Here is a 21,309-nt window from a genome sequence, read left to right on the forward strand (position 1 = left end):
AACCCACTCATGCATATCGATACCGACTCTTCCCGCCCGTCAGCCGATGTCGGCCGCATTCCGTCCGAGCCGTGGGGCGCGCTGCCCGGCGGCGATCCGGTGCGGCGCTACACGCTGCGCAACGCGCACGGCATGCGCGTCGTCATCAGCGATCTCGGCGCGACCGTCGTGTCGTGGCTCGCCCCCGACCGCACCGGGCGCTTCGCCGATATCGTGCTGGCGCACGACACGCCGGCCGAGTATGTCGAATCGGGTGCGTACCTCGGCGCGACGGTCGGCCGGTGGGCGAACCGGATCGCGGATGCGCGCTTCTCGCTCGACGGCATCGACTACACGCTCGACCGCAACGAGAACGGCAACCTGCTGCACGGCGGCGCGAGCGGCTTTCACCGCGCGCGCTGGGACGTGGTCGACGACCGCGGCGGACTGACGCTGCGGCTCGATTCGCCGGAAGGCGATGCGGGCTTCCCCGGCAACGTGAGCGTGCAGGTGCGCTACACGCTCGACGACGACGGCACGCTGACGATCGACTACGTGGGCGTGACCGACGCGCCGACGCCGCTGAACCTGACGAATCACAGCTACTTCAACCTGAGCGGACGCGCGGGCAGCGACGTGCGCGGCCACCTGCTGCAGATCCACGCCGACGCGTTCGTCGAAGTGGACGATGCGCTGATCCCGACCGGCACCGCCGACGTGACGGGCAGCGCGTTCGATTTCCGGCAGAGCGCGCCGATCGGCGCTCGCCTCGACTGGCCGCATGCGCAACTCACGCGCGGGCGCGGGTTCGACCACTGCTACGTGCTGCGCGACCATGGGCGCAACGTGCGGCCCGTCGCGTCGATCTACGATCCGGAAAGCGGTCGGGAACTTGCCGTGTCGACTGATCAGCGCGGGCTGCAGCTCTATACGGGCAATTATCTGGATGGCGTGCGCGTGGGCGGCGGCATGCCGTGCGTGCGACATGCGGCGCTGTGCGTCGAAGCCGGGTTCTATCCGAACCAGGTCAACATGGACGCGCTGCGCGACGAAACCATCCTTCATCCGGGCAACACCTATCGTCAGACGACCCGGTATCGGGTCGGGGTGCGCGGGTAGCGGACATGCCGGTCGCCAGATAGTAGGCAACGCACGCGTTCTTTGCATCGGCATCGGCGGCTGCGCTACGCTCGATCCGGCCTCGCATCGAGGCTGAAATTTAAGCGCTTAAACCGACGAAGCCCGCGATCCTGCGATCGATCGACCGGGCCCGATACTGGAGGATGACGATGAACAGACGATCGATGTTGCGCTGGAGTGTCTCGACCGCGGCGCTCGCATGCGTCGACCTGGCCGGCGCGCTGCCGGCCGTCGCGCAAGGCGTCGCGCGCGCGGCGGGTGGCATCCCGTTCGCGATGGGCGCCGACGTGTCGACGCTGCCGGAGCTCGAGGCGCACGGCGCGCGGTACTTCGACCACGGCCGCCCGACCGACTGCCTGAAGGTCCTGCACGCGCACGGCGTCGACTCGATCCGCATCAAGGTATGGAACGATCCCGGCAATCCGGCATTCTTCCCGGCCAACCAGAGCGATGCGGCCGGCTATAACAACGCGGCCCATGTCGTCGCACTCGCGAAACGCGCGGCCGCGCTCGGGATGCGTATCCTGATCGATTTCCACTACAGCGACTGGTGGGCCGACCCCGGCAAGCAATACCCGCCGCATGCGTGGGCCGGCAAGAATCTCGCCGAAACGTGCGCGCTGCTGTCGGCCTATACGACCGACGTGCTGCGCCAACTGCAGCGCGTCGGCGTGCGGCCGGAGTGGGTGCAGATCGGCAACGAGATCACGGGCGGCATGCTGTGGCCGCTCGGCCGCTACGACCAGTGGGACAACCTCGCGCAGCTGCTGAAGACGGGCCGCGATGCGGTGAAGGCCGTCGATCCGCGCATCAAGGTGATGCTGCACATCGACAGCGGAGGCGACAACGCGAAAAGCCGCTGGTGGTTCGACAGCGCGACACAGCGCGGTGTCGCGTTCGACGTGATCGGCCTGTCGTACTACCCGCAGTGGCAAGGCTCGCTCGACGACCTGCGCAACAACGCGAATGACCTCGCGGTGCGATACGACAAGGAACTGATCGTCGTCGAGACAGCGTATCCGTGGACCACCAGCGACGGCGACTCGGAACCGAACGCGATGACGAACACCGGCTCGACCTCGTTCCCGCCGTCGCCGGCCGGCCAGGCGCAGTTCCTCGCGGCGGTCGTCGATATCGTGAAGGGCGTGCCGGGCAATCGCGGCAAGGGCGTGTTCTGGTGGGAACCGGAATGGATCCCGACGCCGGGTGTCGGCTGGAAGCTCGGTGCCGGCGATCAATGGGACAACAACACGTTGTTCGACTTCCACGGCAACGCGCTGCCGTCGCTCGACGCGTATCGCCAGCGCTGACGCATTCGCGTCGTCACCGCATCACCGCACCGACGCATCCCGCGTCAGTGCGGTGCATCGAAGCGGCCTCGGGCAGATGCCGTCGTGCCGCCTGCGCCACGCGCACCGCCCCGTTCGCCGTGGGCGTCCCGGGCGTCTCGGGCGAGCAGCGCGAATGCGACGAGCGCGAGCACGCAGCACCCCGCGCACGTCGCGCGATAACCGAACAGGTCGACGCACGCGCCCGACAGCACGCCCGATGCGATCGAGCCGACGCGCGCGGTGCTGAAGAACATCGCGGTCGCGGTGCCGGGACGCGTCGGCATCAGGTCGCACACGCGCGTCATGCCGAGGCACGACGTAATCGCGACCACGCAAGCGCTCAGCAGTTGTAGCGGCAGGATCATGTCCACCCGCGTCACCGCCGCGAGTCCGATGAAATACGCCGCATGCACGGCCGCACACGCTGTCAGCCAGCGCGCCTTGTCGAGCCGCGTCGACCGGATGCCGAGCCAAAGCATCATCGGGATCTCGAGCAACGCGGCGAGACCCAGCGCGGCAGACACGTTGCCCGGCGATCCGCCGAGCCCGCGCACGATGTACAGCGGCAGCACGATCATCGTCGCGTTCGCCGCGAGCCCCATCAGCGTGAGCGCGACGAGGGTGCGCCGCACGCTTGCGCGCGGTGCGACGACGATCTCCGCCGGTGCCTCGGCGGACAGCGGCGCAGCATGGTCCACTGCGCGCACATGAGCCGCCGCCGGCCGCCGCGCGGGCTCCGGAATCCGCGCGATGATCGCCGCGCATGCGACGAAGCCCACTGAAGCGGCGAGAAAAAGCCCGACAAAACCCGTCTGCGCGAGGATCAGCGCGCCGAGCGCGGGACCGAACACCCATGCAACCGACAGCATCGTGCGCAGCGCCGCCGACGCGAGATCGCGCTGCGCATCGTCGTCGACCGGCAGCACCGCGCGTGCGAACGCGAAGATCTGCGACAGCGACACGGCCCCTGCACCGAGCAGGATCGTGCCGGCCGCGATCACCGGCCCGTGCGCGCGCAGCACGCACAGCAGCGCGAAACCGAGCGCGGCCGCCGCGAGCGACACCACGAGCAACGGCCTGTGCCGGTCGCGGCGATCCGACCAGCGCCCGGCCCACGTGCTCGCGACGACACCGCTCGCCGCGATCAGCGTCATGAAGATGCCCGCGAGAAACGGCGACATCCCCGCCGCCTCCACGCCGAACAGCGACAGGTACGGCGCCGTAAAGGACATCGCGACGCCGAGCATCAGCGCGGCGGCGGACAGCGGCAAGAAATGCGCGATCCCGGCGAGGCGCGCGAAATGCGACCGTAGCGACCGCGGCGACTGCATCGCGTCAGTCCGGCTCGACCCACGCGGCGACGTCGACCGCGCCGAGTTCGGCGCCGCCGAGCACGAAGCGCGCACTGTCCGGCGCCGGCAGCGTGCATGGCGCGTCGCCATAGTTGAGCGCGAACACGAGACGTCCGCGCCGGCGCAAGCGCACGCCATCCGGCAACGCGCGGACCGGCAGTCCGGCGTCGCGCGCGCAGCGGGCGACGATCGCACGCAACAGCGCGTGGTCGAAGCAGGCGGTCGCCATCGTCACGCGGCCGCGCCGCACGAGCGCGGGCACGCCGTCGTCGCAGGCAGCAAGCACGTCGATGCCGGTCGCCGATTCCATATCGACGTGATCGCGCCATTTCAGCGCATGGCCATCGATGCCGTCGAACGCGACGCGCGGTGTGAGCGACGGCCGCAGCGACTCGACCTGGCCGATTCGCACCGGCAGCACGTCGCGCAGCTTGCCGGGTGCGAGGCCCGGCGCGATTGCGAATTCCGCCGTGCGCGAGCCCGTGCGCGGCCCGAACAGCCAGTGCGCGTCTCCGCACGCCGCCTGCTCGACGACACGATCCGGCACAACCGGCAGCGTCGGTGCGACGACGAGTGCATAACGCGACACGTCGGCATCGGCCGCGACGATGTCGACGTCGAGCCCCAGTTCGCGCAACGCGCGATACCAGTCGAACGCGTGCTGCTGGTAGTCGAAGTCGGCGCCGTGCGGCTGGATCCGGATCATCCAGTCGGCCGCGTAATCGAACAGCAGCGCGACGCGTGCAGGCTCATGCGGGCCGGTGACGAGCCCGATATCCAGCGCGGCCAGTTCGCGTGCGACGCGCGCCACTTCGTGGCCGCCCGGCGACAGCCGGTCGTCCGGCGCATTCAGCCCCGAGTGCAGTTGCTCCTGCGCATGCGGATACTGTCGCCAGCGGAAATACGACACGAGTTCCGCGCCATGCGCGAACGCTTCCCACGTCCACAGCCGCACCGCGCCGGCATGCGGCACCGGGTTGTACGGCCCCCAGTTCACGGGCCCCGCCTGTTGCTCCATCACCCACATCCGCCCGTTGCCGACGCCGCGATACAGGTCGTGCGAGAACGCCGACACGTCCGGGTGGCCAGTACGTGCCCAGCGTCGCTTGTCCGCTTCGTCGAGCGGCAGCACTTCGGTGCGCGGCACCGGGTAGCTGTCCCACGCGGCGACGTCGAGGCCGCCATGCGCGAACGCATAGTGATCGAACTCGGTAAAAAAGCCCATGAAGTTGTGCAGCACGTCGCGGCCCGGCGCGTGCGGACGGATCGCATCGACCTGCACGGCGTGGAACCGCGCGACCTCGTCCGACTGATAGCGACGGAAGTCGAGCAGATGCGCGGGATTCGCATCGGTCGGCGTATGGCGCGGCAGTTCGATCTCGTCGAAACCGCGATACTCCATGCTCCAGAATACGTTGCCCCACGCGCGGTTCAGCGCGCCGATGTCGCCGTAGCGCACCGCGAGCCACGCGCGAAAGCCTTCGAGCGCCGCGCGCGTATAGCTCGGCAGCGTGTTGTGACAGCCGAGCTCGTTGTCGGTCTGCCATGCGATGACCGCCGGATGCGCACCGTAGCGTCGTGCCATCGCGTCCGCGATGCGCACGCAGTGCTCGCGATACACGAGGTTCGCGATGTCGTAATGGCGGCGCGAACCGAACTGCCACACCGCGCCGTCCGCGCCGACGGGCAGGATCTCCGGATGGCGATCGACGAGCCACTTCGGCGGCGCGGCGGTCGGCGTGCCGAGGACGATCTTCAGCTGCTGGCTGGCGAGCGTGTCGATCGCTTCGTCGAGCCACGCCCAGTCGTAGCGGCCCGGCTCCGGCTCCATCCGGCTCCACGCGAATTCGGCGATCCGCACGCGGGTCAGGCCCAGTTCGGCCATCCGCCGCGCATCGCGGGCCCATTGTTCGCGCGGCCAGTGTTCGGGGTAATAGCAAACGCCGAGGTGCATCGTGGGTTCCTTGCAGAAGAAAATGAATGTGACGGATCAGCCTTTCGTCGCGCCGAACGTGAGCCCCGCGACGAAGTGCTTCTGCATCGCAAAGAACATCAGCACCGACGGCAGCGCGGCGAGCACCGAGCCGGCCGACACGATGTTCCAGGCGGTCGTCCACTGCCCCTTCAGCGCGGCGACGCCGACCGTGATCGGCGCGGCGTCGTCGCCTTGCGTGAGGCACAGCGCCCAGAAGTAGTCGTTCCACACGAACGTGAACACGAGGATCGCGAGGGCGGCGAGCGCCGGCCGCACGAGCGGCAGCACGACGCGCCAGTAGATCGCCCACTCGGACGCGCCTTCGACGCGCGCGGCCTCGATCAGCTCGAACGGCAGCTCGCGGATGAAGTTGCGCAGGAACAGCGTGCAGAAGCCGGTCTGGAACGCGGTATGAAACAGCACGAGCGCCCACACGGTGTTGTAGAGGCCGACGCCGAGCATGATCTGTCGCACCGGGATCATCAGGATCTGGATCGGCACGAAGTTGCCGGCGACGAACAGCCCGAGCAGCACGAGATTGCCGCGGAACCGGTAGTTCGCGAGCGCGTGCCCCGCGAGCGACGCGAGCAGGATCGATGCGGTGACGGACGGCACCGTGATCAGGATGCTGTTCGAGAAGTAATGCAGCATCGGCGTCTGCGTGAGCGCGGCGCCGTAGTTGTCGAGCAGCGCGAACTGCTTCGGCCAGTCCCAGTAATGACCGGCCATGATCTCGTCGGTCGAGCGGACCGACGTGACGAGCACCGCGAGCAGCGGCACGAGCCACAGCGCGAGCGCGCACGGCAGCGACAGCCGGTACAGCCAGCGGGCGGGACGTCCCCAGCGGGACACGGGCATCGGATACATTTTCGTGATCCTTATGATTCGACGCGCACCAGCTTGCGTAGCTGCCACACGATATAGACGAGCATGATCGCGAACAGCACGACCGCGATCGCGGCCGAATAGCCTTCGCGGTAGTACTTGATCGCCTGGTCGACCATGAAGTACGCGAGCACGGTCGAGCTGTCGAACGGGCCGCCGCCCGTCATCACGGAGATCAGGTCGAAGCTGCGCAGCGCGCCGATCACGGTCAGCACCACTGCCATGAAGGTCGCGGGCCGCAACTGCGGCAGGATCACGTGCCACAGCAGCGTGAAGCCGCGCGCGCCCTCCATGCGCGCCGCCTCGACGATCTCGCCGTTGATGCCCGTGAGCCCGGTCAGGTAGAGGATCATGCAGAACGGAATCTGCGGCCACAGCGCGGCGGCGATCACGCCGAAGGTCGCATAACGCGGATCGCCGAGCACCGGGATCCCGTGCCCGACGATCAGCTTCAGCAGCCCGAACGTCGGGTCGTAGAACCACGAGAACACCAGGCCGACGACGACGCCCGGCAACACGAACGGCGCGAAGAACAGCGACTTCACGAGCCGGATCCCGAACACGTTCTGGTTCAGGTACAGCGCGAGCGCAAGGCCGAGCGGCGGTGCGGCGAGGAACAGCACGAGCCACAGCACGTTGTTCTTCAGCGCGACGTAGAACGTGTCGGACTGCAGCAGCTCGCGGTAGTTGTCGAGCCCCGCGTACGTCATCGGCGTCATCCCGTCCCAGTGATGGAAGCTGAGCCAGATGCTGCTGACGATCGGATACAGCACGAACACGGTGAAGAGCGCGAAACCCGGCAGCACGAACAGCAGGGCCGCGCGGTTGCGGCGGCGCGCCAGCGACGCACGCGCATGCCGCCGCGGGCCGGCTGCGCGGCGCGCGGTGCTTTCGGACAGGCTGGTTGACATGAGATTACCTTCGACGAGACGGACGTAACTGACGAAACGGACGCGACGGCGGCAACGACACACCGGGCCGGCGTGGGCGGCCCGGCCGCGCGGCGCGTTACTTCCGGTAGATGCGCTTGCGGGTCTGCTCGAGGCGCTGCAGGATCGCATCGAGCTGCGTCGGGTCGGACAGGAACTGCTGCATCGCCTTCATCCCCTCGTCTGCCATTTCCTTAGTCATGTCGCGGTCGTAGAACTGCGCGATGCCGCCCGGCGTGGTCGCGAGCGTGCGGAAACCGATCTTCGAGATCGGGTCCTGCGGCTCGGGCGCCTTGTTGTTCGACGGCAGTTGCCCCATCCCCTTCGCGAACTCACCGTTGACCACCGGTTGCCCCATGAACGCGAGCAGGCGACGCGCATCCGCCTTGTTGCGCGCCTTCGCCGGCACGATCATCACGTTGACCGGGCCGTCCTCGGCAAGCGGCACCGACGCGTCGATCACCGGGAAGCGGAAGAAACTGATCGGGTTGCGCGTCGCGCTCAAGAGACCCGCCGAATACCAGGTGCCCATCAGCGTCATCGCGGCCTGGCCGTTGACGATCAGCGGGCTCAGCGAATCGACATCGTAGGACAGTGCGTTGTCGATGAAATACTTGTCGTCGATCAGCTTCTTCCATGCCGCGTACACGGCCCGCACGCGCGGATCGGTGTAGGCGACGTCGCCGGCCATCAGCTTCTGGTGGAATGCGTAGCCGTTGATCCGCAAGTCGAGGTAGTCGAACCACGCGGCCAGCGTCCAAGCATCGCGCGCGGCCACCGCGATCGGCGCGATACCGGCCGCCTTCAGCTTGCGGCACGCATCCAGAAACTGCGCCCAATCGGCCGGCTCACCGTGAATGCCGGCCTTCTCGAACAGGTCCTTGCGGTAGAAGAGGCCATACGCGTCATAGCCGAGCGGCAAACTGTAAAGCTTGCCGCCGTAGGTCGACGACTGCTTGACGGCCGCATACGTTTCGTTCCAGCCGTTCTTCTGCCAGTCCGCGCTCAGGTCCTCGATCAGCCCGCGCTTCGCGAAAAACGCGAGCCGCTCGCCGTTGTTCCAGCTCAGCACGTCGGGCGGATCGGTCGCGAGCCAGCCGGACATCTGCACCTTGTACGCCTCCTCGCCGACGTAGCTGACCTTCAGGTCGACGTCCGGATTCGCCTTGTGGAACTGGTCGAACACGGCTTGCCACGTCGCGCGCTGGTTGCCGCGCGCGGCGACGTTCACCTTGAGCGTGCCCGCGTCGGCCGTCCCCGCCGCGAGCGCGGCGGCAGTCGTCAGGGCAAGCAGCAGTCGGCTCGCACGAAGTTTCATCGTTGTCTCCTGGTATTGGTGTGATAGGTGCCGCGTCGCGCGCGGCGGGTCGGCATTGCGCCGCTATGCGAACGCCGCTTCGGCGTGGATGGCCGGCAACGCGATGCCGGCCTCGTCGAACACGTGACAGCGCGACGACGGCACGTGGAACGCATGCCGCTCGCCGCGCCGCAACGCGGCCTGGCCGGGCAGTTTCGCGAGCAGCGGCACGCCGCCGGGCTGGTCGAGATGCACGTAAGCGGCTTCGCCGAGTTGCTCGACGAGCGCGATGTCGCGGATGATCGTGGGCGGTTCGGCATCGCCCGACGCGGCGACCGTCAGATGCTCGGGACGAATCCCGAGCGTCACGCGCGCGCCGCTGCCGATGTGGCGCGGCAGCGGGCGATCGCGCAACGTCAGCGTTTCGCCCGTGCCCTCGAGCCGCAGCCGGCAGCCATGCGCATCGGCTGCGTCGACGACCGCCGGCAGGAAGTTCATCCGCGGCGAGCCGATAAAGCCCGCGACGAAACGGTTGGCCGGCCGGTGATACAGTTCGAGCGGCGCGCCGGCCTGCGCGATGCTGCCGAAGCGTGCGACGTCGTCGCCCGCGTGCAGCAGCACGATCCGGTCGGCAAGCGTCATCGCCTCGATCTGGTCATGCGTCACGTAGACGGAACTCGATTGCGTGAAGCGTGCATGCAGGCGGGCGATTTCGACGCGCGTCTGGCCGCGCAGCGTCGCGTCGAGATTCGACAGCGGCTCGTCGAACAGGAACACACGCGGCTCGCGCACGATCGCGCGGCCGATCGCGACGCGCTGCCGCTGGCCGCCGGACAACGCCTTCGGCTTGCGATCGAGCAGCGCATCGAGTTGCAGGACACGCGCGGCCTCGGTCACGCGGCGCCGGATCTCGTCCTTCGGCGTGCCGGCGATGCGCAGGCCGAAACCGATGTTGTCGAACACGGTCATGTGCGGAAACAGCGCATAGCTCTGGAACACCATCGCGACACCGCGCTCGGCGGGCGGCGTGTCGTTCATGCGCGCGCCGCCGATCCGCAACTCGCCTTCGGTCACGTCCTCGAGCCCGGCGATCATCCGCAACAGCGTGGACTTGCCACAACCCGACGGACCGAGAAACACGCAGAACTCGTGCGACGCGATCTCGAGGTTCACGTCGCGCAGCACCGGCGCATGGTCGCCGTAGCGCTTCGAGACGTCCTTCAATGAAATGGCGGTCATCGCGCTCTCCTCTCCTGGTCAGGCGCTTCGGGACGCGAAATTTAACCGCTTAAATTCCGGTGGTGCGATTCGCCCTGTTCGCCGTACCATGTCGTCTCCTTGATCTGATGTGTCGAGAAATTAGCGTATCGCTTGTCCTTGTGCAACTTGTGGGACGCACTCCCAGAATATGAGCAGACACTCCCTCGCTTCCCTTCCCTCGTGCAGCGTTGCCCGCCCGGCCCGAGGCCGTGCATGGTGACGCTCGCGCAAGTCGCGCGGCGCGCGAACGTCACCGCGGCGACCGTCTCGAACGTGCTGCGCAATCCGCAGAAGGTGAAGCCGGCGACCGTCGAGCGCGTGATGGCGGCGATCCGCGAGCTCGGCTATCGGCCTAACCTGACCGCGCGGGCACTGGCCGAGGGCCGCACGTCCACGCTTGCGTTGATGCTGTCGAACATCACGAACCCGTTCTATCCGGAATTCGTGCTGGCCGCCGAGCGCGAGGCGCGCAAGCGCGGCCATTACCTGCTGGTGTCGAATACCGACGACGATCCGGCGATCACGCGCAACTACCTCGAGCGGATCGCCGGCACGCTTGCCGCCGGCGCGATCGTGATGAACACCGACCTCGCGGAAGCCGAACTCGCCGACATCGCACGCCACGGCGCGTCAATCGTGCTGTGCATGTGGGAGCACGTGCATGCGTCACGCACGCTGCCGTGCGTCACCGTCGATTTCGCGACGGCGGGCGCGCTGGCAGCCGCGCATCTGTCCGGGCTGCGGCATCGCGCGTTCGGCGCGCTCGTCGGCAAGGGCTCGGGCGGTCCGCAATCGGTGCGCTTGCGCGGGTTCGCGGACGAACTCGCGGCATGCGGCCATCCGGCGGAGGCGCTGACGACGGTGTCGGCTCACGATTCGATCGAAGGTGGCTACGAAGCGGCCGCTGCGCTGCTGCGGGAGAAGCCGGGCCTCACCGCGCTGTTCGCGACCAATGACCTGATGGCGATCGGCGCGATGCAGGCAGCCGCCGATCTCGGGCTGCGCGTGCCGGCCGATCTGTCGGTGGTCGGCATGACCGATATCCAACTCGCCCACCAGTTCCGCCCCGCGCTGACGACGGTGCGGTTTCCGACGTCGCAGATCGCCGCGCGGGCGATCGCGCTGACGCTCGACATGATCGACGGCGTCGAGCCGGCTGCCGCCGTGCATACGATCGGGGCGCCGGAGCTCGTGGTGCGGGAATCGACGGCGGTGGCGCGGGATTGACGCACGGAGCGCGCCGCGTCGACGTCGCGCTCCGGCCGACCGTTCACGCATTCGCGTGTCAGCGTAAATGGCTACCCCTCCGCGCTCAGAACTGCCACGACAGGTTGCCGTACGGCGCATGGTCGCTGACGTTGCCGGGATCCACCGATTGTGCGAGCGGGTGACGCCAAGCCGGCCGCCCGTCCCGTCTTCGATTCCGATCCGGTCAGAACTCGTGCCGAATCCCCGCATGCACCATCCTCTGCCTCGACGGCGACGGCAGATCAGCTGCCCCCGGCACATATGCCCGATCGAGCGACGAGCCGAGCGAACTCGGCATCGTCACGCGCCGCAGCAGCACGCTGAGCGGCGCCGTGCGCTGCGTCATCGACTGCCTGCTGCGGGTGTCCGTCGGCATGCGCGGTCGGCGCGCAACGAGGATCTTGCGCTGTCCCGCCCGCTCACGCTGCTGATCTGACGGTGTGCCCGGCAGCGATTCCGTATACCTCCGCGCCACATTGTTCTATACTGCCCCCCAGTATCCGGAAACCCACAGATCCCATGCCGCATTCCCCCGAAGAAAAGAAACGCGTCCTGACCCGCGTGCGCCGTGTTCGCGGGCAACTGAATGCGCTCGAGCAAGCGCTTGAGGAGGGCGCGGACTGTGGCCCGATACTTCAGCAACTGGCTGCCATTCGCGGCGCGATCAATGGCGTGATGGCCGGCGTGCTCGAAAGCCATTTGCGCGAGGAATTCACCCAGCTCGCGGACGCATCGCGCCCCGCTTCCGGGTCGATCGACGATATCGTGACCCTCGTTCGGTCCTACTTGCGCTGACCGGTGCGGAATCGTCGACCTATCGATCCATTCGATGATTTTTTAAAGGATTGCCATGAAATCACGTGCTGCAGTTGCGTTCGAGGCGGGTAAGCCGCTCCAGATCGTCGAAATCGACGTCGAACCGCCCCGCAAGGGCGAAGTGCTCATCAAGATCACCCATACCGGAGTCTGTCACACCGATGCCTTCACGTTGTCGGGCGACGATCCGGAAGGCATCTTTCCGGCCGTGCTGGGCCACGAAGGCGCCGGCATCGTTGTGGAAGTCGGCGAAGGCGTGACGAGCGTGAAACCCGGCGACCACGTCATTCCGCTGTACACCGCCGAATGCGGTGAGTGCCTGTTCTGCAAGAGCGGCAAGACCAATCTGTGCGTGTCGGTGCGCGCCACCCAGGGCAAGGGCGTGATGCCCGACGGCACCACGCGTTTCAGCTACAACGGCCAGCCGATCTATCACTACATGGGCTGCTCGACGTTCAGCGAATACACGGTCGTCGCCGAAGTCTCCCTCGCGAAGATCAACCCGGACGCGAACCCCGAGCAGGTCTGCCTGCTGGGCTGCGGCGTCACGACCGGCCTCGGCGCGGTCAAGAACACCGCGAAGGTGCAGGAAGGCGATACGGTGGCCGTATTCGGCCTCGGCGGCATCGGCCTCGCGGTGATTCAGGGCGCCAAGCTCGCGAAGGCCGGCCGCATCATCGCGATCGACACCAACCCCGGCAAGTTCGACCTTGCGCGCGTGTTCGGCGCAACCGACTGCGTCAATCCGAAGGACCACGAAAAGCCCATCCAGCAAGTCATCGTCGAAATGACCGGCTGGGGCGTCGACCACAGCTTCGAGTGCATCGGCAACGTCAACGTGATGCGTGCCGCGCTCGAATGCGCGCACCGCGGCTGGGGCCAGTCCGTCATCATCGGCGTCGCGGGCGCCGGCCAGGAAATCTCCACGCGCCCGTTCCAGCTCGTCACCGGTCGCCGCTGGCTGGGTACGGCATTCGGCGGCGTGAAGGGCCGCTCCGAACTGCCGGGCATGGTCGAGGAAGCGATGGCCGGCACGATCCAGTTGGCACCGTTCGTCACGCACACGAAGCCGCTCACCGGCATCAACGAGGCATTCGACTTGATGCACAACGGCGAGTCCATCCGGACCGTCGTGCATTTCTGAAATACGCGCAACGAGATCGCCTGCAGTAACCGGTCTCGTTGCGCGATACCGCCGGCAAGCCGCGATGCTTGCCGGCGCGACGCATTCTCCGAACCATCGCTTATCAGACCGGCATCGGTCGACGTCTCATGACGCCGTGCCCGGCGCGCAAGGCGGCTCTGATGTTGCGCCCGACGCTTCCTGCAGCGATCCGACGACGCGCGAGCGTCAATCCTGGCGACCGTCCGCACGCGGCGACATCAGGAACGGCGCGTAGTGAACCGCGTACGCCGCGAACGCGACGATCCAGCACGCGCCCGACGCATCGAGCCAGACCGTGTACGGCACACCCGGCACGAGCGGACCAAACACGCGAATGACTGCCGCACCGATCACCAGCCAGTAACACAGCTGCTCCCACGGGCCCGCGACGAGCATGCGTCCCGTGTGGCCGAGCGCCGTGCGCGTGATCATCGCGATGATCGCGCCGCCGATCGCGCCGACGGTCAACGCGTGCACGGCGAGCGAGTGCGCGACCGCGCCAGCGAACGACAGCGCGAGCAGCACGAAGCCGACCGGAATCCACAGACAGGACACGTGCAGGATCCACACGATAGGCCGCTTGCCGACGCGCCATGAATGCCATCCGGCAAGGCGCCACGCGTGCAGCACGGCGGTCGCGAGCGCAGCGACGACCAACAGCGTATCGGGTGCGCCGAGCGCGTCCGCGAACAACGTCAGCGCGACCGCGGGAGCCGCGAGCGCATCCACGATCCTGAAGCGGTGAATCTTGAAGCCGGGAATCGCATTCATCGTGAACATCGGCACGATGCGTCCGGTGATCACCGCGACGAAGAACACGACCAGCCCCGTCGCCGCGTAGGCCGCACGCAACGCGAGATCGGCCCGACCCGTCGTCACCGATACATGGAACAGCGCATTCAGCGCACCGAACAGCAGCAGCGCGACCGGCAGGAACACGTTGTGACGGTTCTTCGCCGAAATGAGCACGCGCAACAACACGATGGCCGTCACCGGCAAGAACAACGAATCGACGACGGCCGCGAGCATCGGCGGCCCCGACCAGACGAGCACGCGTCCGGCCAGCCAAAGCAGCCACAGCGCCGCGAGCGCCGGGCCGCGCAGCGTCTCGCGCGAAGTCCAGGCCCGCGTGGCGGTCAGCAAGAAGCCGACGACGATCGCGGCGACGAAGCCGAAGATCATCTCGTGCACATGCCACATGAGCCCGGTCATCGGACCGGCACGCCCGGCGACAGGCACGCCGTGCCAGGCCGCAAGCCACAAGACGACGGCGACGCTCGCGAACAGCGCGCCGGTCAGATAGAACGGCCGCAGGCCAAGCTGCAGCAGCGGTGACGTATCGGGCGCCGACGGGGCTCGCATCGGCTCGCTGATTTTCATGTGCGTCTCCGGCAATCGAGGATGACGTCATTCATCCTAGCGCGGTGAGGCGCGAGACGGGAGCGTGCCCCTACGCGGCGCAGTGGCATCGCCCGCGTTCATGACATGCGTCAAGCGCGCGCTTCACGCATGTGCCAGACTTCAAAAAGTGAGCCTGCGTTGTGGCTGCCCTCCCGTCAGCACCGCGCACGCCGCATCCGGAGCGTGGCCGACGGCGATTCCCCGAACGCGCGCTTGTAGTCGATCGCGAACCGCCCGAGGTGCGCGAAGCCCCATTTCAGCGCGACGTCCGTCACCGATGCGAGCCCCGGTGTCGCGTCGTCGAGCAGTTCGTCGCGCACATGTTGCAGCCGCAACTGGCGCACGAATCCCATCGGCGTGATGCCGTGGCGATTGCGGAATCCGGCGAACAGCGTGCTCGGGCTGACGCCCGCGAGTTCGGCCAGCCGTTCGATCGTCAGCGGCTCGTCGAGATGCGCACGGATGTATTCCTCGACGCGCCGCACGTAGAACGGCGCGAGCGGCGCCGGCGCGGGGCGTGTGCCGTTGCGTGCGCTGTTCGGGTGGCCGTACAGCAACAGGTTGAGCAGCGTCGATTCGAGTTGCTCGAATGCGAGCGGATGGCGCAGCGGATGCCCGTCCGTCGCGATCGCGTCGGCCAGCATCGGCAGCATTTTCGCGAGACACGCGCCCTGCTGCGACGACAGGCTGAATTCCGGCTCGAACTCCACCGGCACGCGCCGGTCATCGCCGACATGCCGCTGCGCATGCCGCTCCATCACCTCGCGCTCGATGCGCAGGATCACTTGCGGGCACGCCTCGCCCCACCGCATCCGGAGCGGCAGCGTCGGCGACAGCAGTGACGCGGTGTCGGGTGACGACACGAAGCGCGTCGCGCCGCACTCGATCTCGGCGTCGCCGCGCAGCGGAATCTGCAACAGATAGAAGTGCTCGAGCGGCCCCGGTTCGATCGACACTTCGCCGCCGTAGTCGAGCAGATTCAGCGACAGATTGCCCCAGCGCGCATGATGCATGCGGCCGTGCAGCGCGCGCGAATCGCCGGTCAGCGTAAGACGATGCGGTTTGAACACGTCCGCAACCCGCGCGCGCACCTCGTCGACGTCATCTGACTGCAGCAGCAGCGTGTCGTGGTTGAAACAGGCAGCGTCACCCAGCCAGCCCGCTCCGCAAAATTGCCCCATCGAAGTTCTCCCGTCGTGCTCGATTGCACCTGCGCCGTGCACGTATTCCCGATTCCGGGGAACCCCGTCGCACGATCCGGATAGCGTCCGGAGTATCCGGACGGTCCGCCTCGTTACACTACGCAAGCCCTGCGCACATCACGCAAGAAGTGGACCGTTCGCGCATCGTAGAAAACTGTGCGGACCTTCCGCATCCGCACATACCCGCAGTGCGCCGCGTTCCGGCCCCGGCGCGGCGGGCCGATCCGCAGGTTTCCGGAATTCGCGGATACCGGCCGAAGAAAGCGGATAGAAGCGCGCGTTTCGTCCGCCAATACTGGGCCCATGCCAGTCACGAACAGAACGGAGGGACACATGCAAGGACGACACATCGACATCCCGTCGCCGGACGGCGGGACGTTTCGCGCATACCTGAGCACGCCGGCCGGCGGCACGGGGCCGGGTATCGTGTTGTGTCACGAGATCTTCGGCGCGAACGCGACGATGCGCGACGTGGCCGATTACTACGCCGAGGAAGGCTACACGGTGCTCGTGCCCGACCTGTTCTGGCGCCAGGCGCCCGCCATCGAACTCGGTTACACGGCGGCCGACTTCGAGCGCGCGATGGCGTTGTACCGCGAGTACGACGAAAACAAGGGCGTCGAGGACATCGCCGCCGCGCTGGCCGTGCTGATGCAACGGCCAGAATGCACGGGCCAGGCCGGCGTGCTTGGCTACTGCCTGGGCGGCAAGCTCGCGTATCTCGCCGCGTGCCGGCTGCCGGACGTGGCCGCCGCCGTCAGCTATTACGGCGTGGGGATCGAGCACGCGCTCGACGAAGCCGCCCATCTGCGCGGCCGGCTCGTGCTGCAGATCGCCGCGCAGGACCGCTTCTGCCCGCCCGACGCGCAGCAGCGCATCGCCGCTGCATTGGCCGGCCGCGACGGCGTCGAAGTGTACGTCTACCCGGGTGTCGATCATGCGTTCGCGCGCGTCGGCGGCGATCATTTCGACAAGGCCGCCGCGGTCATGGCGCACCAGCGCGCGATCGCCGCGTTCCGCGCGGCGCTCGGCCCGCACTACGATCTGTCCGCCCTGTGGGAAGAACACCTCCGGCACGAGTTCGACACGCGCAACGTCGACGCGACGATGGCCACGATGGTCGCGCAGCCTTACGTGAACCATATTCCGACGCTGACGGGCGGCGTGGGCTACGACGAGCTCAAGCGCTTCTACACGCATCACTTCGTGCATGCGAACCCGCCGGACACGACGATCACGCCGATCTCGCGCACGGTCGGCGCGAGCCAGATCGTCGACGAACTGCTGTTCTGCTTCACGCACACGACCGAGATCGACTGGATGCTGCCCGGCGTCGCGCCGACCGGCAAGCGTGTCGAGATTCCGCTCGTCGCGATCGTCAAGTTCCGCGGCGACAAGCTGTATCACGAACACATCTACTGGGACCAGGCGAGCGTGCTCGTGCAGATCGGCCTGCTCGACGCGGCCGGGCTGCCCGTTGCCGGTGTCGAAACGGCGCGCAAGCTGCTCGACGAAACCGTGCCGTCGAACAGGCTGATGCAGCGCTGGCACGACAGCGCGTGATCGACGGATACGCATGCGGCGCGCGCAACGCGCGCCGCCTTCACTCAATCATTCCAGGAGACACACCATGACTTCCCTTGCTGGCAAAGTCGCGATCGTCACCGGCGGCGCCACGCTGATCGGCGCTGCCGTCGCGCAGGACCTCGGGCGCGCCGGCGCGTGCGTCGCGATCCTCGATCTCGATGCGGAAAACGGCGCGCGCGTCGCCGACACGCTCGGCGAACGCGGGATGTTCATCGCAACCGACATCACCGACGACCGCGCGATCGACCGAGCGGTGTCGGCGATCGCCGAACGCTTCGGCGCGATCGACCTGCTGATCAACCTGGCCTGCAGCTACGTCGACAACGGGATCCAGGCCACGCGCAACGACTGGCTGGCGGCGATGGACGTTAACGTCGTTTCGGCCGCGATGCTGGTCAAGGCCGTTCATCCGTTTCTGAAGCGGCGCGGCGGCGCGATCGTCAACTTCAGTTCGATCTCCGCGCAATGCGCACAGACCGGCCGCTGGCTCTATCCGACCTCGAAGGCCGCGATGCGCCAGCTCACGCGCAGCATGGCGATGGATCTCGCCGGCGACCGGATTCGCGTCAACTCGGTGTCGCCGGGATGGACGTGGTCGCGCGTGATGGACGAGCTCACGCACGGCGACCGCGCGAAGACAGACCGCGTGGCCGCGCCGTTTCATCTGCTCGGGCGCGTGGGCGATCCGTCGGAAGTCGCGCAGGTCGTCACGTTCCTGTGCAGCGACGCGGCGAGCTTCGTGACGGGCGCCGACTACGCGGTGGACGGCGGCTACTCCGCGATGGGCCCCGAGCAGGCGGTGCCGGCGATTCCGCGGCTGGCCGAATAACCGGCAGCCGCTTCTCGCCCCGCCCATACTTCGCCTCATGCAATTCGTTCTACCAAGGATTTCATCATGAAACGCATCGCTATCGTCGGCGCCGGCCAGGCCGGCCTGCAACTCGCCTTCACGCTGCTCGACCAGGGCTATCACGTCACGCTCGCGACCAACCGCGACGCGGAACAGATCCGCGCCGGCAAGGTCATGTCGAGCCAGTGCATGTTCCATACCGCACTGCAGATCGAACGCGATCTCGGCCTGAACACCTGGGAAGAAGCGTGCCCGACCGTCGAAGGCATCGGCATCGCGGTGCCGCATCCGGAAGGCAACGGCCGCAAGGCAATCGACTGGTCGTCGCGGCTGACCCGCTACGCACAATCGGTCGACCAGCGCGTGAAGATGGCCGACTGGCTCGACGCGATCCGGCGCCGCGGCGCGGACGTGCGCATCTGCGACGTCGGCGTGCCGGAACTCGAGGACCTCGCGCTCAGCCACGATCTCGTGCTGCTCGCGGCCGGAAAGGGCGAAATCGTGCACCTGCTGGGCCGCGACGACGCACGCAGCGCATTCGAGCGCCCGCAACGCGCGCTTGCGCTCACCTACGTGAAAGGCATGACGCCGAGCCAGCCGTATTCGCGCGTGCGCTTCAACCTCCTGCCCGGCATCGGCGAATACTTCGTTTTCCCCGCACTGACGACGACGGGCCCGTGCGAAATCATGGTGTTCGAAGGAATCCCCGGCGGCCCGCTCGACTGCTGGGCCGACGTCAAGACGCCCGAGCAGCATCTCGACCGCAGCCTGTCGTTCCTGCAGCAGTATGTGCCGTGGGAATTCGAGCGCTGCCGCGACGTCGAGCTCACCGATCCGAACGGCACGCTGTCCGGCCGCTTCACGCCGACCGTGCGCAAGCCGTTCTTCCGCCTGCCGTCTGGCCGAACCGTATTCGGCATGGCCGATGCGGTGGTCGTCAACGATCCGATCACCGGCCAGGGTTCGAACAATGCGGCGAAATGCGCGAAGGTATACGGCGACGCCATCCTCGCACGCGAAGGCCAGCCGTTCGACGAAAGCTGGATGCACGACACGTTCGAACGCTACTGGTCCTATGCGCAGCACGTCGTGCGCTGGACCAACTCGCTGCTCACCCCGCCGCCGCCGCACATCCTCGAACTGCTCGGTGCCGCCGGCCAGTTGCCGTCGCTGGCCGCGACGCTCGTCAATGGCTTCGACGATCCGCGCCAGTTCGCGCCGTGGTGGTTCGAACCGTCGGCCTGTGCGGCGCTGATCCGCGACCACGCCGCACGTTCGGAGTAAGCGACATGGACACCACCGCGACCTGCATTTCGGGCCTCGACCCGCAGCAACTGCGCGCCGCGTTCGGGCAGTTTCCGACCGGCGTCACCGTGATCACGACGCGTTCGCCGGACGGGCGCAAGGTCGGACTCACCGCGAATTCGTTCTCGTCCCTGTCGCTCGACCCGCCACTCGTGCTGTGGAGCCTGCGCAAGGTCGCGCCGAGCCGCCCGGACTTCGTCGCGGCCACGCACTTCGCGATCAATATCCTCGCGCACGACCAGATCGAGCTGTCGCGCCGTTTCGCGACACCGAGCGCCGACAAGTTCGACGGCGTGTCGCACGTGGAGGCCGATGCGGGCGGCGTACCCTGTCTCGACGGCGCGAGCGCGCGTTTCGTGTGCCGCAACGTGGGCCATTACGAAGGCGGCGACCATCTGCTGTTCATCGGACAGATCGAGCAGTTCGATGCGTTCGGAAAGGCGCCGCTCGTGTTCCATGCGGGCCAGTATCGCGCGATCTCCGCACATCCCGATCTTTCTCGCGCCGTTTGATTAGTTATACAAATAAATATTCAGGAGGTGGTGATGATGAAATTCGGCTCTCGCCTGCTTGCGATCGCAGGTCTCGGGTTAGTCGGCCTGACCGGCCCCGCGCCGGCGCATGCGACCGACCTGCCGTCGGTCAACCTGGGGATGACCAGCTTCCTCGACGGGATGCCGCCAGCCGGCTCCGGCTGGTACGGCACGCAGTATCTCGAGTACTACACCGCCGGACGCGTCAACGACAACGCCGGCAACAAGGTCGGGCTGCCGAAGCAGGACATCGACCTGTTCGCGGGGCTGAGCCAGCTCGTCTACCAGTCGCCGCTGACGTTCGGCGGCATGCATCCGGGGCTCGACGTGATCCTGCCGTGGGTGGCCTCCGTGCATACGAACGACGGAATCGGCAACGTCGCGCTGAATTCGCGTGCCGGATTCGGCGACCTGCTGGTCGGACCGTTCATCCAGTTCGATCCGGTGATGGGCGCGCAGGGGCCGCGCTTCGCGCAGCGGCTGGAGTTCCAGTTCATTGCGCCGACCGGTGCATACGATCCAACGCGCGCGATCAATCCGGGCAGCCATTTCTGGTCGTTCGATCCGTACTGGGCCGCGACGTTCTGGATCACGCCGAAGTGGACCGTGTCGTGGCGTCTGCACTATTTGTGGAATGCGACCAATCACGAGCCGGCGACCGCGCTCGGGCCGGACGTGACGTCGACGCAGGCCGGCCAGGCCGTTCATGCGAACTTTGCGACCGAGTATGAAGTGCGGCCCGGGCTGCGGCTGGGTCTGAACGGCTACTGGCTGCGCCAGACCACCGACATGAAGGTGAACGGTCAGGATGTGTCCGGCACGCGGGAAGCCGTGCTGGCGATCGGACCCGGTGCAATGTACAGCTTCTCGCCCCAGGATCACCTGATGTTCAACGCGTACTTCGAAGTCCATGCCCGTAACCGGCCGCAGGGTTCGCGGATGGTGCTGCGGTACGTGCATCACTTTCAGTAGGCGAAACACCGACGCGTGACGCAGCACCGCGGGTACGTATGACGGATGGCAACTTCTACTACCCCGGTTTTTCTCGCGCATC

General features: G+C 67.2%; 18 protein-coding genes and 2 pseudogenes. 11 read left to right on the forward strand and 9 right to left on the reverse strand.

Annotation, left to right across the window (positions count from 1 at the left end; genetic code table 11):
* The first annotated feature begins 9 nt into the window (after positions 1–9).
* Both ACT2FV_RS14505 and ACT2FV_RS14510 read left to right on the forward strand, forming a co-directional pair.
* Entirely contained in the window at positions 10–1,098 is a 1,089-nt protein-coding gene (locus ACT2FV_RS14505) for an aldose epimerase family protein (protein ID WP_151047727.1), read from the forward strand.
* Between the two features lie 170 nt (positions 1,099–1,268).
* Positions 1,269–2,429, forward strand: coding sequence for a glycoside hydrolase family 53 protein (locus ACT2FV_RS14510; protein ID WP_444504163.1), 1,161 nt, complete (start codon positions 1,269–1,271; stop codon positions 2,427–2,429).
* 44 nt (positions 2,430–2,473) lie between these two features.
* Here the strand turns inward: ACT2FV_RS14510 and ACT2FV_RS14515 are convergent, their stop codons facing one another.
* The 6 genes from ACT2FV_RS14515 to ACT2FV_RS14540 form a co-directional block, all read right to left on the reverse strand.
* On the reverse strand, positions 2,474–3,781 hold the full coding sequence (locus tag ACT2FV_RS14515) for a sugar efflux transporter (RefSeq protein WP_444504164.1): 1,308 nt from the start codon (positions 3,779–3,781) through the stop codon (positions 2,474–2,476).
* Between the two features lie 4 nt (positions 3,782–3,785).
* Positions 3,786–5,756, reverse strand: a complete 1,971-nt coding sequence (locus ACT2FV_RS14520) for a beta-galactosidase (RefSeq protein ID WP_444504165.1) — start codon at positions 5,754–5,756, stop codon at positions 3,786–3,788.
* 36 nt (positions 5,757–5,792) lie between these two features.
* Positions 5,793–6,644, reverse strand: coding sequence for a carbohydrate ABC transporter permease (locus ACT2FV_RS14525; RefSeq protein ID WP_444504166.1), 852 nt, complete (start codon positions 6,642–6,644; stop codon positions 5,793–5,795).
* A gap of 11 nt (positions 6,645–6,655) precedes the next feature.
* Positions 6,656–7,573, reverse strand: a complete 918-nt coding sequence (locus ACT2FV_RS14530; protein WP_059679901.1) for a carbohydrate ABC transporter permease — start codon at positions 7,571–7,573, stop codon at positions 6,656–6,658.
* Between the two features lie 97 nt (positions 7,574–7,670).
* Complete coding sequence (locus ACT2FV_RS14535; protein ID WP_444504167.1) at positions 7,671–8,909, reverse strand: ABC transporter substrate-binding protein; 1,239 nt, start codon at positions 8,907–8,909, stop codon at positions 7,671–7,673.
* 63 nt (positions 8,910–8,972) lie between these two features.
* On the reverse strand, positions 8,973–10,127 hold the full coding sequence (locus tag ACT2FV_RS14540) for an ABC transporter ATP-binding protein (protein WP_444504168.1): 1,155 nt from the start codon (positions 10,125–10,127) through the stop codon (positions 8,973–8,975).
* A 234-nt stretch (positions 10,128–10,361) separates the two neighbouring features.
* On the opposite strand from ACT2FV_RS14540, the gene ACT2FV_RS14545 reads away from it, so the two are divergent.
* The gene (locus ACT2FV_RS14545) at positions 10,362–11,375 is read left to right on the forward strand and encodes a LacI family DNA-binding transcriptional regulator (RefSeq protein ID WP_444504169.1); all 1,014 of its coding nucleotides are present in this window, start codon (positions 10,362–10,364) and stop codon (positions 11,373–11,375) included.
* A gap of 205 nt (positions 11,376–11,580) precedes the next feature.
* On the opposite strand, the pseudogene ACT2FV_RS14550 reads toward ACT2FV_RS14545, so the two are convergent.
* Positions 11,581–11,679, reverse strand: a pseudogene (locus ACT2FV_RS14550) (porin); the annotation flags it as partial.
* Between ACT2FV_RS14550 and ACT2FV_RS14555 the strand changes: the two are divergent.
* The 3 genes and pseudogenes from ACT2FV_RS14555 to ACT2FV_RS14565 all read left to right on the forward strand — a co-directional run.
* A pseudogene (locus ACT2FV_RS14555) lies at positions 11,675–11,832 on the forward strand (LysR family transcriptional regulator); the annotation flags it as partial. The pseudogenes ACT2FV_RS14550 and ACT2FV_RS14555 sit on opposite strands and share 5 nt — an antisense overlap.
* Positions 11,833–11,915: 83 nt before the next feature.
* Positions 11,916–12,191 carry a formaldehyde-responsive transcriptional repressor FrmR gene (gene frmR, locus ACT2FV_RS14560; RefSeq protein ID WP_059599650.1) on the forward strand — a complete coding sequence of 92 codons (276 nt, stop codon included), beginning with the start codon at positions 11,916–11,918 and terminating at the stop codon, positions 12,189–12,191.
* Between the two features lie 55 nt (positions 12,192–12,246).
* Positions 12,247–13,356 carry an S-(hydroxymethyl)glutathione dehydrogenase/class III alcohol dehydrogenase gene (locus ACT2FV_RS14565; protein WP_059599651.1) on the forward strand — a complete coding sequence of 370 codons (1,110 nt, stop codon included), beginning with the start codon at positions 12,247–12,249 and terminating at the stop codon, positions 13,354–13,356.
* 207 nt (positions 13,357–13,563) lie between these two features.
* Here ACT2FV_RS14565 and ACT2FV_RS14570 read toward each other — a convergent pair whose 3' ends face one another.
* Positions 13,564–14,757, reverse strand: a complete 1,194-nt coding sequence (locus ACT2FV_RS14570) for an NnrS family protein (protein WP_059599652.1) — start codon at positions 14,755–14,757, stop codon at positions 13,564–13,566.
* Positions 14,758–14,933: 176 nt separating this feature from the next.
* Positions 14,934–15,959, reverse strand: coding sequence for an AraC family transcriptional regulator (locus tag ACT2FV_RS14575; RefSeq protein WP_444504170.1), 1,026 nt, complete (start codon positions 15,957–15,959; stop codon positions 14,934–14,936).
* Between the two features lie 354 nt (positions 15,960–16,313).
* Between ACT2FV_RS14575 and ACT2FV_RS14580 the strand changes: the two genes are divergently transcribed.
* The 5 genes from ACT2FV_RS14580 (at position 16,314) to ACT2FV_RS14600 (ending at position 21,227) form a co-directional block, all read left to right on the forward strand.
* Positions 16,314–17,543: a dienelactone hydrolase family protein gene (locus tag ACT2FV_RS14580; protein ID WP_444504171.1), complete on the forward strand. Its 1,230-nt coding sequence runs from the start codon at positions 16,314–16,316 to the stop codon at positions 17,541–17,543.
* A 67-nt stretch (positions 17,544–17,610) separates the two neighbouring features.
* Positions 17,611–18,396: an SDR family oxidoreductase gene (locus ACT2FV_RS14585; protein ID WP_444504172.1), complete on the forward strand. Its 786-nt coding sequence runs from the start codon at positions 17,611–17,613 to the stop codon at positions 18,394–18,396.
* A gap of 66 nt (positions 18,397–18,462) precedes the next feature.
* Positions 18,463–19,701, forward strand: coding sequence for a styrene monooxygenase/indole monooxygenase family protein (locus ACT2FV_RS14590; RefSeq protein WP_444504173.1), 1,239 nt, complete (start codon positions 18,463–18,465; stop codon positions 19,699–19,701).
* A gap of 5 nt (positions 19,702–19,706) precedes the next feature.
* A complete protein-coding gene (locus ACT2FV_RS14595) occupies positions 19,707–20,234 on the forward strand; it encodes a flavin reductase family protein (protein ID WP_059599657.1) in 528 nt (175 codons plus the stop codon).
* 33 nt (positions 20,235–20,267) lie between these two features.
* Positions 20,268–21,227 (forward strand): SphA family protein, encoded by a 960-nt coding sequence (locus ACT2FV_RS14600; protein WP_444504174.1) that lies wholly within the window; start codon positions 20,268–20,270, stop codon positions 21,225–21,227.
* Positions 21,228–21,309 lie beyond the last annotated feature (82 nt).

It is taken from the genome of Burkholderia sp. PR2, assembly GCF_052372875.1.
In the GTDB taxonomy this organism is placed as follows: domain Bacteria; phylum Pseudomonadota; class Gammaproteobacteria; order Burkholderiales; family Burkholderiaceae; genus Burkholderia; species Burkholderia diffusa.

Coding starts and splice junctions, on each gene's coding strand:
- frmR (WP_059599650.1), top strand. CDS start 11,916: ATGCCGCATTCCCCCGAAGAAAAGAAACGCGTCCTGACCCGCGTGCGC.
- ACT2FV_RS14535 (WP_444504167.1), bottom strand. CDS start 8,909: ATGAAACTTCGTGCGAGCCGACTGCTGCTTGCCCTGACGACTGCCGCC.
- ACT2FV_RS14595 (WP_059599657.1), top strand. CDS start 19,707: ATGGACACCACCGCGACCTGCATTTCGGGCCTCGACCCGCAGCAACTG.
- ACT2FV_RS14540 (WP_444504168.1), bottom strand. CDS start 10,127: ATGACCGCCATTTCATTGAAGGACGTCTCGAAGCGCTACGGCGACCAT.
- ACT2FV_RS14565 (WP_059599651.1), top strand. CDS start 12,247: ATGAAATCACGTGCTGCAGTTGCGTTCGAGGCGGGTAAGCCGCTCCAG.
- ACT2FV_RS14590 (WP_444504173.1), top strand. CDS start 18,463: ATGAAACGCATCGCTATCGTCGGCGCCGGCCAGGCCGGCCTGCAACTC.
- ACT2FV_RS14510 (WP_444504163.1), top strand. CDS start 1,269: ATGAACAGACGATCGATGTTGCGCTGGAGTGTCTCGACCGCGGCGCTC.
- ACT2FV_RS14505 (WP_151047727.1), top strand. CDS start 10: ATGCATATCGATACCGACTCTTCCCGCCCGTCAGCCGATGTCGGCCGC.
- ACT2FV_RS14520 (WP_444504165.1), bottom strand. CDS start 5,756: ATGCACCTCGGCGTTTGCTATTACCCCGAACACTGGCCGCGCGAACAA.
- ACT2FV_RS14600 (WP_444504174.1), top strand. CDS start 20,268: ATGATGAAATTCGGCTCTCGCCTGCTTGCGATCGCAGGTCTCGGGTTA.
- ACT2FV_RS14575 (WP_444504170.1), bottom strand. CDS start 15,959: ATGGGGCAATTTTGCGGAGCGGGCTGGCTGGGTGACGCTGCCTGTTTC.
- ACT2FV_RS14525 (WP_444504166.1), bottom strand. CDS start 6,644: ATGTATCCGATGCCCGTGTCCCGCTGGGGACGTCCCGCCCGCTGGCTG.
- ACT2FV_RS14570 (WP_059599652.1), bottom strand. CDS start 14,757: ATGAAAATCAGCGAGCCGATGCGAGCCCCGTCGGCGCCCGATACGTCA.
- ACT2FV_RS14580 (WP_444504171.1), top strand. CDS start 16,314: ATGCAAGGACGACACATCGACATCCCGTCGCCGGACGGCGGGACGTTT.
- ACT2FV_RS14585 (WP_444504172.1), top strand. CDS start 17,611: ATGACTTCCCTTGCTGGCAAAGTCGCGATCGTCACCGGCGGCGCCACG.
- ACT2FV_RS14530 (WP_059679901.1), bottom strand. CDS start 7,573: ATGTCAACCAGCCTGTCCGAAAGCACCGCGCGCCGCGCAGCCGGCCCG.
- ACT2FV_RS14545 (WP_444504169.1), top strand. CDS start 10,362: ATGGTGACGCTCGCGCAAGTCGCGCGGCGCGCGAACGTCACCGCGGCG.
- ACT2FV_RS14515 (WP_444504164.1), bottom strand. CDS start 3,781: ATGCAGTCGCCGCGGTCGCTACGGTCGCATTTCGCGCGCCTCGCCGGG.